Raw genomic sequence first — 14,543 nt, forward strand, 5'->3', positions numbered from 1 at the left:
TCCAAGCGTCTTTTATGCATCTATTAATCACCTTATGCCAAATATAAGAACATTATGATACAATAATGTTTAAGTCTTTTTATTTTTCTAATGAAAATAGCGATACTACTTATCGTTGCCCTTCAAAAGAATGTAACGACATGGTCAATTTCTTAATAATTGTGCATACTACAAGTATCTATTGATGAAATAGCTTTAAGGAGGAAAGTTTTGTGAAAGATAAGTTCTATAAAATCCTCTCTATGTGGATTCTACAAATTGTATTTTATTTTACTACTGTACATGTGACGAATTATGAGCATGCGCTCATTTTTACAATAATATACGTAATCGTAAATGTACTATTCTTATTTTCAGCTGACAAAACAGCATTTATTTTCTTCATACTAGGAACCATTATTTCCGTATTTTATTTGTTTTATGAAGCATGGCTTCATTTATGGAGTACATCAGATCAATGGCAATATATGATTACCCACTTCCTGATGGCAGCTAACTTCTTCATTGTATACATAACAACTCACCTATTGAAAAAAGTTATTCATGAAAATAAAACTTTGACTGAGCGTGTGAGAACGTTAGAACAATATATTGGAGAATCAAAATTACTAACAAGACAAGAATTCGAGAGACGCCAAGCATTATTAACAACTGCAATGAATCGTCGTAATGAAACAGGCGTTATCATTTACTTTGATTTCACTCCCTTTAGTAAATATACGAAGGAAAGTGTTATGGACCGTGTAGCTTCCTTATTAGTTGAAACGGTAAGGAATGATTTTGACCTTGCTGCTGAATATGATAATAATACGCTAGTTATTTTATTACAAAACACAAATGAAGCTGGTGCTGACATTGTAATGAACCGCCTAAAGCCAAAAATGGAGCAATGGCTTGCTGCTGAAGCAATCCGAGATATAAAAATTTCACGCGAGCAAATTGGAAACAAAGGACAGACACTGTTATGATGACTCTCGTTATACTTCTTTTATTCCTTCTGTTTTGCGTACTCGTTTTTTGGATTAGTATCACATTTTCAATTAAATATGTACTTATTTTTACGGCCTTTCTATTCTCTGGCTTACTCGTTTACTACTCTTTCTTAACAATCGCGGGCTTAATTCACCGAAATAGTAAACGAAAAGATCGTACATTAGACCATTATCCAAGCGTCGATATTTTCATACCTGCCCATAATGAAGGCGTCGTTATTAAAGATACTTTAGAGGCGATGGCGCAGATTGAATATCCAGGAAAACTAACTATTTATTTATTAAATGATAACTCTCAAGATGAAACACCTGAAATTGGCGATGATTTCGACAAAGCTTATGCTCATATTCGCCATATTCGTGTTCCACCCGGTGAACCGAAGGGTAAATCACGTGTACTAAACTACGGCCTTAGTATTTCAGATGGTGAATACTTCTGTGTGTACGATGCAGATAACCAGCCTGAACCACACGCACTGCGAATGCTTGTAGAACACGCTGAAACAACTGAAGATGCTGTTGGAGCTGTTGGACATGTTCGTACAGTAAATGAAAAGCGCAACTGGCTGACGCGAATGATTTCACTGGAATTTCAAATCTTCCAGCTCCTTATGCAATCTGGACGCTGGTTACTATTCCAAACAGGCTCACTGACAGGAACAAATATGCTTCTTCGTCGCTCCGCACTAGAAGAGCTTGGTGGCTATGACCCTTATGCAATTGCAGAAGATGCTGAATTAACATTACGAATTACACAAAAAGGTTATCTCTTACCAATCGTCCCAGAATCAGTTACTTGGGAACAAGAACCAGAGCATTTAAAAATTCTTATTAAACAACGTACACGTTGGCTCCAAGGGAATTTATACATTTTAGAAAAAATGTTCTCGTCATTAAGTTTCTTTAAAGGAAAACTTCTCGTCCATTCCTTACAACAAGTTCTAGTGTATGTTGTATTTTGGCTATTCCTAATCATTTCAAACGTTTGGTTTGTAATTGGGCTACTCGGGATATTCCAAATTCAATATAGCATTCCGCTACTATTTATGTGGTATGTCGCATATATTACATATGTTTCTCAATTATTTAGTGCCCAGAGTGTCGAACGAACCTTTACACCGACTAATATTTTTATTAGCGTTATTATGTACTTTACGTACGCACAGCTCTTTACGTACTTATTTATTCGTAGCTTAATCTTATACTTACGTGCAAAGAGCAAGAAACAAGTCATTGGCTGGGATAAGACAGTTCGATTCAAAAAAGATAAATAATAACAATAAGCACAGAGCGCCGTATGCTCTGTGCTTATTTATTGCCGTATAAATTATATATCAGACAATACCCCTTAGCTGAAAGTAATTTCACGTCCATCCCCCAACGAACGATCGACCTTCATTTATATACGAAAAAGTGATTGCTATTTTTGTAGAACCAATTGCTTCTCTTGCTGTTCTTTGCGCGTTTCAGTCTTAGGTTCCGTGCTTTCTTGGACACTACGATGTGCCACACGTTTCAAACAAATATGCTTCCACTTTCTTTCGTAACGTTTCATTATTCTAGATGTCCCCCTTGAATGCGCTTTAAAACTATTTGAAATCGCTTACAGGAAATAATATAGCACATATATAGAAACGTGACAACACATTTCCGACAATTTTTTGTCAAAAATATGAATAGAATTTGAAAGATATCGAAAATTGTCGAAACTAATCGATTTCCCTTCGTATAAAAGGCATACTACTTATATAGTAAAGTATTTTATTTCCCCTACCCGCATTTCAAATTCCTTCTATATAAAGTGAAACTTTCATTAGCCATCATCAATCGGGCTTTTACAAGCAGCTCGACTTATTTGCTTTTGCTGAATTTTGAGATGGGGTTCTTACTGCTCGGCAAATAGAGGGATAAAAAAAGAGCTGATATGAAATCAGCTCTTTTCCTTCTATTATTAATGACGCTTCATACGCCCTTCTTTTTGTAACTCTTTAAATAATGCTGCCATCATAAAGAAAATAACGAAGACGAACGGGAATGCTGCAATGATAGCTGCCGTTTGTAAGGCTTCTAATCCGCCAATATATAATAGCGTAGAAGCTATCGCGGCTAGAACGATACCCCAAATCATTTTAATACGATTTGGTGGGTTTAAACTACCATGTGTCGTTAACATTCCTAAAACAAATGTTGCAGAGTCTGCCGATGTAATAAAGAATGTTGCAATAAGTAAAATACCTAAAACTGATAAAGCTGATCCAAAGCTGCCCATCTGATCGAACATAGCGAATAATCCTACTTCTGTTCCCATTTCTTTCACTTTGTCGAAGATATGTGCATCACCAAACAGCTCCATATGAATACCAGTACCGCCGAACACAGAGAACCAAAGTGCACCAATTACGGTCGGCACAAGTAACACACCGATAACAAACTCACGAATCGTACGACCTCGTGAAACACGAGCAATAAACGTACCTACGAACGGTGACCACGCAATCCACCATGCCCAATAGAAAATTGTCCATGACTGAATCCATTGATTCCCACCTTCGTCTAATGGACTTAAACGGAAACTCATACTTGGCAATTCCTGAATATAAGAACCGATTGTTGAAGTGAAGTAATTCATAATAAAGTTTGTTGGACCTGCAAATAATACAATGATCATAAGTGCAAACGCAAAAATAATATTCGTATTACTTAAATATTTAATTCCTTTATCAAGACCTGTTTGCGCAGATAACATAAATAATACTGTTACGATTGCAATAATAACTAACTGAGTCGTTAATGAGTTCGGGATAGATGTTAAATAACTAACACCACCTGCAATTTGTTTCGCACCAAGACCTAATGACGTTGCAACACCAAATACAGTTGCGAAAACAGCTAACACATCAAATGAATGAGCAATACGCCCGTGTTCCCCGCCCTTAAATAACGGACCTACTGTCGCACTAATCGTACTTGCTTTTCCTTTTCTAAAGGTAAAGTAAGCAATACATAACGCTACAAACGCATATAGTCCCCAAGGATGTAATCCCCAATGGAAAAATGAAAAACGCAGTGCAAGGCGCGCACTTTCCTCAGTTGCACTATCTCCAAACGGAGGTGCGTATAAATGGTTTAATGGTTCGGCAACGCCCCAGAAAACTAAGCCAATACCCATACCAGCACTAAATAACATAGCAAACCATGTCATATAACTATAATCAGGTTCATCATCATCTTTACCTAAACGAATAGAACCGTATTTCGAAACAATTAAAAAGATAGAAACACCTAAAATAATAGACACGGAAATAATATAAAACCACCCGAACTTACTAACTAATGCAGTTTGAATTGCGGTTGTTACATTTCCTAAGCTACCTTTTCCAATAATAGATTCGGGAATAATCCCCCAAATTGTAAATGCAATACATAATGTTAATGAAACGATGAATGTTTTTGTCAGTTTCCTCATCAAATCCCCCTTCGTAGGTTTCGTTTTTGTAAATAACATAAATTCCGATATGTAAAATCGGATAGAAAACTATAATTTTGCGGTGATTTTCTTACTTTCACCTTCACCAATTCGAATTCTTATGGACAGCCTTACCTTTCGTATAACCTTTTCACTCTGCAAGAGCTACAAGTTAGAAATACTGCTGTCAAATTGTGTGAGAAAAACGCGGATAGGAATGTATTTTCCTAAAAAAGGATGTGTTACATATGTAAAAAAGGGCAAAGTTCTTCCTTGCAACCCTTTCGTTTTGTAACAATTATGCGGTTTTTTTGCTAGTATATAGCACGTGTTTATAGCTTCACAAACAAAATGTTTATGTTTATATAACTATATTACCCATAAAACGGTAAAATACTCAAGGAATGTAATCGTTTAGTAAACATCATGTAACATTGCTGTAATATTTTTATTTACGTCGAAAAAAACATGTTGTATTAAATATTTTGAATATAACTAGAAACCTATGAGTCATATAGAATGAAAAACGCTTTCCTATATTTTTTGTTATATTACAGGATGTTAACGACTTATTACGAATGGTTTGTAATTGTGTGTTTTCCCCAAATCCGAAAAAATCTGTTGCTATAATGAGGACACGAAAACAAACGCAATGGAGGCTATCATGAAAAAATTAATTGGTATAGCAACAGCAGCAGTTTTTGGTCTTGGGATTTTCACATCATCTGCTAATGCAGAAACTGTTGTAACAACAGACATACTAAACGTACGCGAAAACCCTACTACTGAATCAAAAGTTGTCGGTAAATTACTAAACGGTAATAAAATAGATGTTCAAAATACAGAGAACGGATGGTCAAAAATTACTTTAGACGGTAAAGACGCATTCGTAAGTGCAGAGTTCACAAAAAGCATCTACTACGTAACAGCTAACGTATTAAACGTACGTGCTGAAGCGAACACAAACTCAGAGGTTCTTGGAAAGTTGAAGAAAGACGATGTAATCGAAACAACGAACCAAGTACAAAATGAGTGGTTACAATTTGAATATAACGGGAAAACAGCTTATGTTCATGTTCCTTTCTTAACAGGTACAGCACCTGTAATTGAGAAACAAGAAACAACTGCTCCTGCTAAAGCTGCAGCACCAGCTAAGGCTCAAGCACCTGTAGCACAAGCAAAACCAGCTGCTAAGCCTGCTGTGAAAGCTGCTGAAACTAGCACACCATCTGGTGGTCGTGAGTTAACAGTTGTAGCTACAGCATATACAGCTCACCCGAGCGAAAACGGTGGCACATATGGTGGCCGTGTATTAACTGCAATGGGTCATGATTTAACTGCGAATCCAAACATGAAAATGATCGCTGTTGACCCGAAAGTAATCCCATTAGGATCTAAAGTATGGGTAGAAGGTTACGGAGAAGCTATCGCTGGAGATACTGGTGGTGCAATTAAAGGTAACCGTATCGACATCTTACTTGGATCAGATAGCGCTGCTCAAAAATGGGGACGCAAAACTGTTAAAGTGAAAATTTTAAAATAACCAATGACTGCTAAATTACAAGCCGGTTCTCTTTATTGAGAGCTGGCTTTTATTTATAATACATATAAGGAGGCTATGCCCATGAATGTACAAGCAAAAGTAGACTGGATTGGTACGCCAAAGCCGTACATATATAAAGATGAAGTAACATATAACGCTACTTCTATTGATTTTTCACTCGCTGGCGATGATAACCGCTATAAGTTAATTGTGCTCAAGTCTGAAAACAATACACATTACAAAATTGTGCAATATGGAATAAAACCAGGCTCTCAAAAGCCATTTCCTATCGACATTCCATTTGAACAAAATATGTTGCCAATTATAGAGCAAATACTACATGATCCATATGTACAAGCGATACTAAAGGAAACACACTCATAATTGTAAAAAAATATATCAACGATTTTTCAATTATATCTATCATAAATCGCAATATATCAACGATTTTTCGATTATATCTATCATAACTTACGATATATCAACGGTTCGACACGAAATATCGATTTAGCTACAAAAAAGAAGCTGTTCAAATATTGAACAGCTTCTCTCATATTAACGAGTTGGACCAGATACATCTTCTGATTTCAACGTATTATTTGCACCAAGAGAATGATACAACATCTTTCCATTTCCATTCACAGTTACAATATGTTCGTTATTAAAACTTTTGAACTTCACAGATCCATCACCGTAACGAATATGGTACTCTTCATATGTCGTTACTTTATATTTCGTAGCACTTTGACGCTCTACATTACGAACTTCCATCGTTAATAAGTCTTCTGTAATTCCTTTTTTGTGTAAATACTGTATATAATCACGGTCTTCCTTATACGATTTCCCGCTCTTATCATAATTATTTTCAATTAAACTAAAATCATTTAATGAAATTGCACGTACGTTATCATAAATATGATTTCTTACAAATTCGCCCACTGCTGAACTTGATGTTTCTTTCGGGAATTTTAAGTAATATGTGCTTTGGTCTCCAATTTTAACACTTTCAGATTTCATCACACCAAGATCAGTAGTTTTCTCTAAATGCACTTCTACTGTTTCATCTGTGGATACAGGGCCCAGCTTATAACTTCCATAATTTAATTTTCCACGTTTTTTCCCATTCACAAATACAGTTGCATCACTTTCATCAGAAGAAATGCTTACATACTTGCCTTCAAGCGATAAATCAATTTTCACTTTCTCGCTCTGTTCATCCGCTAAATCTACTTCTTTCTCTGTTTCTAATTCAGTAAGTTCTGTCTTCGCCGTTGCCTTTACAACATATGTACCTGGGAAGTATGGCCCCAACTCTTTCGAAGTTTTATCACTAGAAAGCTCTGTTTCTTTTTTGTCATTCACATATATTTCTGCATTCTTTGCAGTTGTACTTACATTCATATAATAAGATTTCATGCTGAACTTATACTTTGGATATAAGAACCACTCTTTTCCCTCTTCTACTATTTCCCCGTCTTTAAATGCAGGTTTATCTTTTGTTAACTTTTGATCTACTGTCTCTTTCTGTAAATAAGACAGTAATTGTTTGTTGTAAGAAGGATTCTCTTTTAAATAATGCATGTACGCTTTAATATCCTCTGTCTTAATCTTTAAGCTTGAATCATTTGCTTTTACAAACTCATCAATTGCATTAATATCTTTCTTTTGGAATGCTTCAATCATTACATTTACTTGCTTTTCTTTTGAAAACTTATATGCTCCAAATTTATATGCCCCAAATAATAATGCAGCAATAATGGCAAAACCAATGATTAAAAATAAATTTTTCTTACTTTTCACTGGTTTTGTCTCGCTTTGTAATTCTGTATATGAAGCAGCAGTGTTATCAATGATTACTTCTACTTTACTCCCACACTCAGGACAAAAGTTCAAATGGTCTGCAACATTCTTTTTACATGTTCCACAAAACTTCAACGTGCTCTCCTCCTATTTTTCAGCTAATTTCATTCCCGCAAATGCCGCTACATATGTCACCATAAAACTAAACAAAATTAAATATGTAAATGAATTTTGCATAGATAGTACTGTTCCGCTTGTTTCAAATAAACTTGTTACAGTTCCTGAAACATTAATTTGGAACTTAGAAATCATATTCATTACAATCATCATAATTGTGTAAGAACCACTGCATACCGCTAATGTAATATATATATTGGCAGTCGGTAATTTAGCTAACTTTCTTCCCGCTCTAAATATAAAGAACAATGGAATAATAAGCAGTAATAAACCATAATGGAATACGTTATTCACTCTATCAAATTCTGCAAGACTTTCCTCATTTGCTCCTTTTGAAATCAATATCTCTCTAAGCTCTACGCCATTTACAGAGACGCCTGATATAAATGAAAACGATAGTGTGCTCTCATATGCATTTGATTTCTTACCAATTCTAGTAAATTCCTTACTAAGTGCTGGACTTGATACTTCTAACGGCGCAAAATGAGCCATACTCCATAATTGAGGTGTTAACTCTAATGCTAATAATGTACTTTCAGATTTTAAAGTTGTTATTTCTTTTAATGGTTCAATACCGTCTTCCTTACTTACTAACGCCATAATACAAACCGCTACTGCTGTGACTAAAAGTCCTTTTATCATAGCCGAAACACCGTAATAAACAGACGCTCCATATGGCATTAACTCTTGAAATGCTGCTGCCATATTGTTTTTGCTTGTATGAGCAATAAATCCTAATAAGGTAAATAATGTCCCACATACAAAACCACTCAATAAACTCTTCATCGCTGAATAGCCAACCGTAATCTTACCTGCTTCTGAGAATGGGATTGCAAAAGATTGTGATGCTATAAAACTTATAATGAATAAAAAGACTCCATAAATAATACCAACTGTTGCTGCCATAAAGATTTGATCTTTAATCGTTTTCGCAACATGCTGTTTCCCTAACCAAATTCCTGTACCAGCGAAAATAATAAATGGAATGATTAATAATAATGTAAATGGAGTATGCCAAGATAAAGAAAATATCAATCCACTATCATCGTTAGCTGTAAAACCAAGTAAATGGTAACTTAACATCGTAGAAGTTGCACTCGAATAAAAACTTGGCAACATTTCTAATTCTTTCGCAAATTTGCTAAACATCTCACTTAACATAGAGGCAAATAATAAACTACCAATCCAACCAGCAATTAACATGAGAATACTTGCAACAGCCCCACCAATAAAACCTTTTTGTAAAACGGCTTTATCTGCTTTAAATTCAACTTTAGGAGCACCATCCATTGTAGGCAATTTTACAGTTTGTTCTTTTTTCTTCACAACAGATAAAGAATACCCACACTTTTGACAATATAAATTTTTTTGAGCATTTTCACTGCCACAACCTCTGCAGTATTTTGCAGTATCTTTTTCTAATGTTACTGCATCTATAGCTCCTGCAATCTCCATACTACCTTCATTTGGGCAATAATTTACTTCTTCACCATGTTGTTTTCCACATGTGCGACAATACATTTAATTCACTCCCCACTTTGCTTAATTCCACAAACTGGACAGTAAGTAGAGTTTTTATCGATATGCTCATTACATGAAATACAATTTACCGTTTCACCTTCATTTTCTACTGTTAACATCGGGTTAGGCTTTCCACACGAACCACAAAACTTATCATTTATTGATAAAGGTCCACCACATTCACATGTAGCTTTTTCACCTTGTTGTTTTTGCAATTCAACAATGCGCTTTCTTGCTTGATAAATAGCTACATCAAATTCTTGAACTGGAGCAATCATTTCTTTTAAGCTCGCTTCATTTACTCCACTTCCTCTTAATTGAACATACACTTGCTGTCCAACCTCTAATAGAACCTCTGCTTTTTTCTGCATTTGCACTTGCATCCCCTTTTTCAATTGAGCAATTTCTTGTGCAACTTGCAATTTCATTTTCCCTTGTTCTATTCCTTCTTGTAACTTATTCATTCCACTACCTAACTTCGTCTGTAAATCTGACAAATCACTTCTCCTCCTATACGTATATATTAATATACGAAATTAACATTTTATATATTACCATGATTTTCAAGTTATGTAATCCAAATTTCATTTTTTCTGTTTTGAGCATTTTTTGTTTATAATGGTAAAGGAAAGAAATATGTGTACGGAGGAATATTATGCTGCAACACTCAATTACGAAAGATGAAATTATGATGATTGCGAATGAGTTCGTTCAAGGACTAGATCCACAGCAAACAGCTGATCAGGAACATGTCGCTACAGCTCGGCACCTATATCGTAGTGGTGTTGTCTACAACGTTGACTTTGATGGTTATACACTATCAGGAACTGTAGATGCGGAAGGCAACGTATATAGCGTTCATATTCCGATTCGTAATGTCGCTGAAAGTTATTGTGATTGCTTCGCACCAACACAATGTGAGCATATGCTCGCTGTATTACTATCTGCAGCGTCTAGTTTCGGGCAAGTAGGAGATGTATTAACTTTATTTAAAAATAATACGAAACCTTCCCTTCCTCCTATTCGAACTGCAAGACAAGTATTGCAATCATCAGCTTTTGAAGAAACGGATTATAAAAGTTGGGAATCGTATTTTGAAAAAGAATATGAATCATTTAAAAAAGAACAAGCTCGCCTTACTTATAAACAAATGTATTTTCTTATGAGTATCTTTACAGATTTCTATACGAAACTTGAGCGGAAAGCTCCGCGCGTCATCGCCATACATGAATTATTCAGGTTACATGCAGCACTTTACTGCTTTCAAAAATTATTAGAAGAAATTCAGGCATTCGAAGCAAACAAAACGTATTCTTATCACCAACCTGTTAATGTCGTTCGCCTATTTGTAGATAAAGTGGAATCCATCGTTCGGGACTTACAATCAGAAGCGATTCCTTCAGAATCTGAAATAATTTTGCAAGAAACAGCTCGTCTTGTTCATGAAGTATTCTTCTCTACCGACGCTTATACGCAAGAGCGATTTTTCATTTATCGCCACATATGGAGTGAACTTTTAAACAATAAAGAGAAAATGCAAGAGGAAGAAAAACGAATCGATACGAAAATTAATCCACTATCTAAAGCATTAGCGTCTTCTCACCTTCTCTTTTTAAATGAAGAAGATCTACTAGCGATGGACTTACTAAAGAAACAACCTGCTTCTGTTGTGAGTCTATACTTCTATTGGTTAGAAGAACTATTAAGTGCCATGCAGTGGGATCGTGCGAAAAACTGGCTTTCCTTTACGTATAAACAAGTAAAGAAAACGATCCAAGATCACGAAAATACGATTTTTATAAAAGATATCGTTCGGCTATTTGTAATCATGTATGAAACATATGCAACACATACAAATGAACAAGCTGGTTTTGAAATGATCTTGCAGGAACTATTACCGTATAGTTTCACAAACTATGAACAGTACGTACTCGCGAAAAAACAGTATCACACATGGGCAGAGCTTCATCTCTTATATGGGTTTGAAGCAATTGAACTGTTAAAAGAACCACTGAAAGATATTGAAAAAGAAGCGCCAGAAGCAGCACTTCCTCTTTATCACCTTGCTGCTGTAGAAGCAATTGAAGAACGAAATCGTAAATCATATAGACGCGCAGTTCGTTACTTAAAGAAATTACGTACATTATATAAACGATTAAAACGCACCGATGAATGGGATGCTTTCATTATTCACATCGCCAATCTCCATTCACGTCTGCGTGCACTACAAGAGGAATTACGGAAAGGAAAATTAATCGATGATCAATCAAACTGAAGTAACAATTAGGCTCCAGCATGTTAGTCAAGGTTGGTTCCTTTGGGGAGAAGATGACAGCGGTACTCCATTATCCGTAACAAGTTGGAAACGAAATGCATTCACATGGCACTCCACTTCTTTCTACGGTACGTTTCTAAAAGAAGCAACCTTCGAAGGAAAACAAGGTGTGCTACTAACAAATGCACAAGCCTTTGAATACATTGCAAACAAACCGATGAATTCCTTTGCACATATTCAACTGAACGGCCCTATTACAGCACTTACAAAAGATGCAAATGAATTATGGGATGCCTTTACGAGTGGTAGCTTCGTACCCGATATGGAGCACTGGCCCAAACAACCATCTTGGAAAGTTCAAAATACGCCAATTGAAGATGACACATTAGCATCTCTTTTCTCAGCAGCAGTTAATGAAAGCATATTACAAGACAATCGCTCAAATGACGGCTGGGAAGATGCTAAAAGACTATATGAACATTACGACTTTACGAAAAGACAATTGGAAACAGCACTACATGAAGAAGATTGGCTTCGAAAAATTGGTTATATTGAAGATGATCTTCCGTTTACAATCGGACTAAGACTGCAAGAACCACAAGAAGAATTTGAAATGTGGAAACTTGAAACAATCGTGACACCAAAGCGCGGGGCGCATCGCATATATGTATATGAAAACATCGATTCCTTACCGAAAAGATGGCACGATTACGAAGAACGGATTACAGAAACACAAGAAGGTTTTAGTAAGCTCATACCGTGGTTAAAAGAAGGAGATACATTCCGAAATGAGCTCTTTGAAACAGAAGCTTGGAACTTCTTAACAGAAGCAAGCAATGAATTACTTGCAGCCGGCATTACAATTTTACTACCATCATGGTGGCAAAATTTAAAAGCAACAAAACCGAAATTACGTGTTCAACTGAAGCAAAATACAGTACAAACACAATCGTTCTTCGGTATGAATACGCTCGTTAATTTTGACTGGCGCATTTCTACGAATGGCATTGACTTATCAGAAAGCGAATTTTTCGAACTCGTTGAACAAAACAAACGTCTATTTAATATAAACGGTCAATGGATGCGACTAGATCCAGCCTTTATCGAAGAAGTAAGGAAACTCATGAACCGTGCCGATAAATACGGACTAGAGATGAAAGATGTCCTGCAGCAACATTTATCAAATACGGCTGAAACAGAAATTGTAGAAGATGATAGTCCGTTTACTGATATTAAAATCGAACTAGATGGATATTATGAGGAACTATTCCAAAAGCTACTTCATATTGGAGATATTCCAAAAGTAGATGTCCCTGCTTCACTAAACGCAACACTTCGTCCGTATCAACAACACGGCATTGAATGGTTGTTATATTTACGAAAGCTTGGATTTGGAGCATTGCTAGCTGACGATATGGGACTCGGGAAAAGTATTCAAACAATCTCTTACTTACTATATATAAAAGAAAATAATCTCAAAACAGGCCCTGCATTAATCGTAGCGCCGACATCTGTTCTTGGAAATTGGCAAAAAGAATTTGAGCGTTTCGCACCGAATTTACGTGTTCAATTACATTACGGAAGTAATAGAGATAAGGGCAATTCTTTTGAAGATTTCCTTCAATCAGCAGATGTTGTATTAACATCTTATGCATTGGCTCAACTCGATGAGGAAGAACTAACTTCATTATGCTGGGATGCTGTTATTTTGGATGAAGCACAAAATATTAAGAACCCACATACGAAACAGTCCAAAGCAGTACGAAACTTACAAGCAAATCACAAAATCGCTTTAACTGGTACGCCGATGGAAAATCGCCTCGCTGAACTTTGGTCCATTTTCGACTTTATTAATCATGGATATCTTGGAAGCTTAGGGCAATTCCAACGTCGCTTCGTCACACCGATTGAAAAAGATCGTGATGAAGGAAAAATTCAGCAAGTTCAACGGTTTATCTCACCATTTTTACTGCGCCGAACGAAGAAAGATCAAACGGTCGCATTAAATTTACCAGATAAACAAGAACAAAAAGCTTACTGTCCTCTTACCGGTGAACAAGCTTCCTTATATGAACAACTTGTTCAAGATACACTGCAAAATGTCGAAGGATTAAGTGGAATTGAAAGACGCGGCTTTATATTACTTATGCTGAACAAGCTAAAACAAATTTGTAATCATCCAGCTCTTTATTTAAAAGAAGAAGAGCCACAAAATGTCGTTGAACGCTCTATGAAAACAAAAACGTTAATGGAGCTCATCGAAAATATAAAAGATCAAAATGAAAGTTGCCTAATCTTCACTCAATACATCGGCATGGGGAACATGCTAAAACGTGTGCTAGAAAAAAAATTCGGCCAGCGTGTCCTCTTCTTAAACGGTAGTGTGCCGAAAAAAGATCGCGACAAGATGATTGAGGAGTTCCAAAACGGAACGTATGACATTTTCATCTTATCCTTAAAAGCTGGCGGAACAGGATTAAACTTAACCGCTGCCAACCATGTCATTCACTACGACCGTTGGTGGAATCCAGCTGTGGAAAATCAAGCAACAGACCGCGCATATCGCATTGGTCAAAAACGATTTGTTCATGTTCACAAACTTATTACAACAGGAACATTAGAAGAAAAAATTGATGAAATGCTAGAAAGAAAACAATCTCTAAACAATGCGGTCATCACAAGCGATAGCTGGATGACTGAACTATCAACAGACGAACTAAAAGAATTACTTGGTGTATAAAGTGAAACTTGAATCAAGCCAGTTAAGTG

At 36.0% G+C, this 14,543-nt stretch carries 10 protein-coding genes; 6 read left to right on the forward strand and 4 right to left on the reverse strand.

The genetic code is table 11. From position 1 onward, the window contains the following. Window positions 1–212: 212 nt before the first annotated feature. Together C3Y97_RS26360 and C3Y97_RS26365 are read left to right on the forward strand one after the other, a co-directional pair. The gene (locus C3Y97_RS26360) at window positions 213–968 is read left to right on the forward strand and encodes a nucleotidyl cyclase domain-containing protein (RefSeq protein ID WP_100654893.1); all 756 of its coding nucleotides are present in this window, start codon (window positions 213–215) and stop codon (window positions 966–968) included. Further along, complete coding sequence (locus C3Y97_RS26365; protein ID WP_059304242.1) at window positions 965–2,266, forward strand: glycosyltransferase family 2 protein; 1,302 nt, start codon at window positions 965–967, stop codon at window positions 2,264–2,266. The genes C3Y97_RS26360 and C3Y97_RS26365 overlap by 4 nt, the downstream gene beginning before the upstream one ends. Before the next feature lie 677 nt (window positions 2,267–2,943). On the opposite strand, the gene opuD is transcribed toward C3Y97_RS26365, so the two are convergent. Further along, window positions 2,944–4,458 carry a glycine betaine transporter OpuD gene (opuD, locus tag C3Y97_RS26370; protein WP_001229103.1) on the reverse strand — a complete coding sequence of 505 codons (1,515 nt, stop codon included), beginning with the start codon at window positions 4,456–4,458 and terminating at the stop codon, window positions 2,944–2,946. Window positions 4,459–5,122: 664 nt separating this feature from the next. On the opposite strand from opuD, the gene C3Y97_RS26380 reads away from it, so the two are divergent. Together C3Y97_RS26380 and C3Y97_RS26385 are read left to right on the forward strand one after the other, a co-directional pair. Continuing rightward, on the forward strand, window positions 5,123–6,001 hold the full coding sequence (locus C3Y97_RS26380; protein WP_136363699.1) for a cell wall-binding protein EntA: 879 nt from the start codon (window positions 5,123–5,125) through the stop codon (window positions 5,999–6,001). An 81-nt stretch (window positions 6,002–6,082) separates the two neighbouring features. Further along, entirely contained in the window at window positions 6,083–6,385 is a 303-nt protein-coding gene (locus tag C3Y97_RS26385; protein WP_001102539.1) for a DUF3910 family protein, read from the forward strand. A gap of 171 nt (window positions 6,386–6,556) precedes the next feature. Here C3Y97_RS26385 and C3Y97_RS26395 read toward each other — a convergent pair whose 3' ends face one another. Genes C3Y97_RS26395 through C3Y97_RS26405 form a run of 3 tightly spaced genes read right to left on the reverse strand, consistent with a single transcriptional unit; the run spans window position 6,557 to window position 9,996 of the window. Beyond that, window positions 6,557–7,936, reverse strand: a complete 1,380-nt coding sequence (locus tag C3Y97_RS26395; RefSeq protein ID WP_136363700.1) for a zinc ribbon domain-containing protein — start codon at window positions 7,934–7,936, stop codon at window positions 6,557–6,559. Between the two features lie 12 nt (window positions 7,937–7,948). Then, complete coding sequence (locus C3Y97_RS26400) at window positions 7,949–9,499, reverse strand: zinc ribbon domain-containing protein (protein ID WP_136363701.1); 1,551 nt, start codon at window positions 9,497–9,499, stop codon at window positions 7,949–7,951. A 5-nt stretch (window positions 9,500–9,504) separates the two neighbouring features. After that, window positions 9,505–9,996: a zinc ribbon domain-containing protein gene (locus C3Y97_RS26405; RefSeq protein WP_001281754.1), complete on the reverse strand. Its 492-nt coding sequence runs from the start codon at window positions 9,994–9,996 to the stop codon at window positions 9,505–9,507. 158 nt (window positions 9,997–10,154) lie between these two features. Between C3Y97_RS26405 and C3Y97_RS26410 the strand changes: the two genes are divergently transcribed. Together C3Y97_RS26410 and C3Y97_RS26415 are read left to right on the forward strand one after the other, a co-directional pair. Next, window positions 10,155–11,774 (forward strand): SWIM zinc finger family protein, encoded by a 1,620-nt coding sequence (locus tag C3Y97_RS26410; protein ID WP_000939142.1) that lies wholly within the window; start codon window positions 10,155–10,157, stop codon window positions 11,772–11,774. Beyond that, window positions 11,758–14,514, forward strand: coding sequence for a DEAD/DEAH box helicase (locus C3Y97_RS26415; RefSeq protein ID WP_136363702.1), 2,757 nt, complete (start codon window positions 11,758–11,760; stop codon window positions 14,512–14,514). The genes C3Y97_RS26410 and C3Y97_RS26415 overlap by 17 nt, the downstream gene beginning before the upstream one ends. Window positions 14,515–14,543: the final 29 nt, after the last annotated feature.

The sequence above is a fragment of the Bacillus sp. DU-106 genome, assembly GCF_004799705.1.
GTDB classification, from domain to species: Bacteria; Bacillota; Bacilli; order Bacillales; family Bacillaceae_G; genus Bacillus_A; species Bacillus_A cereus.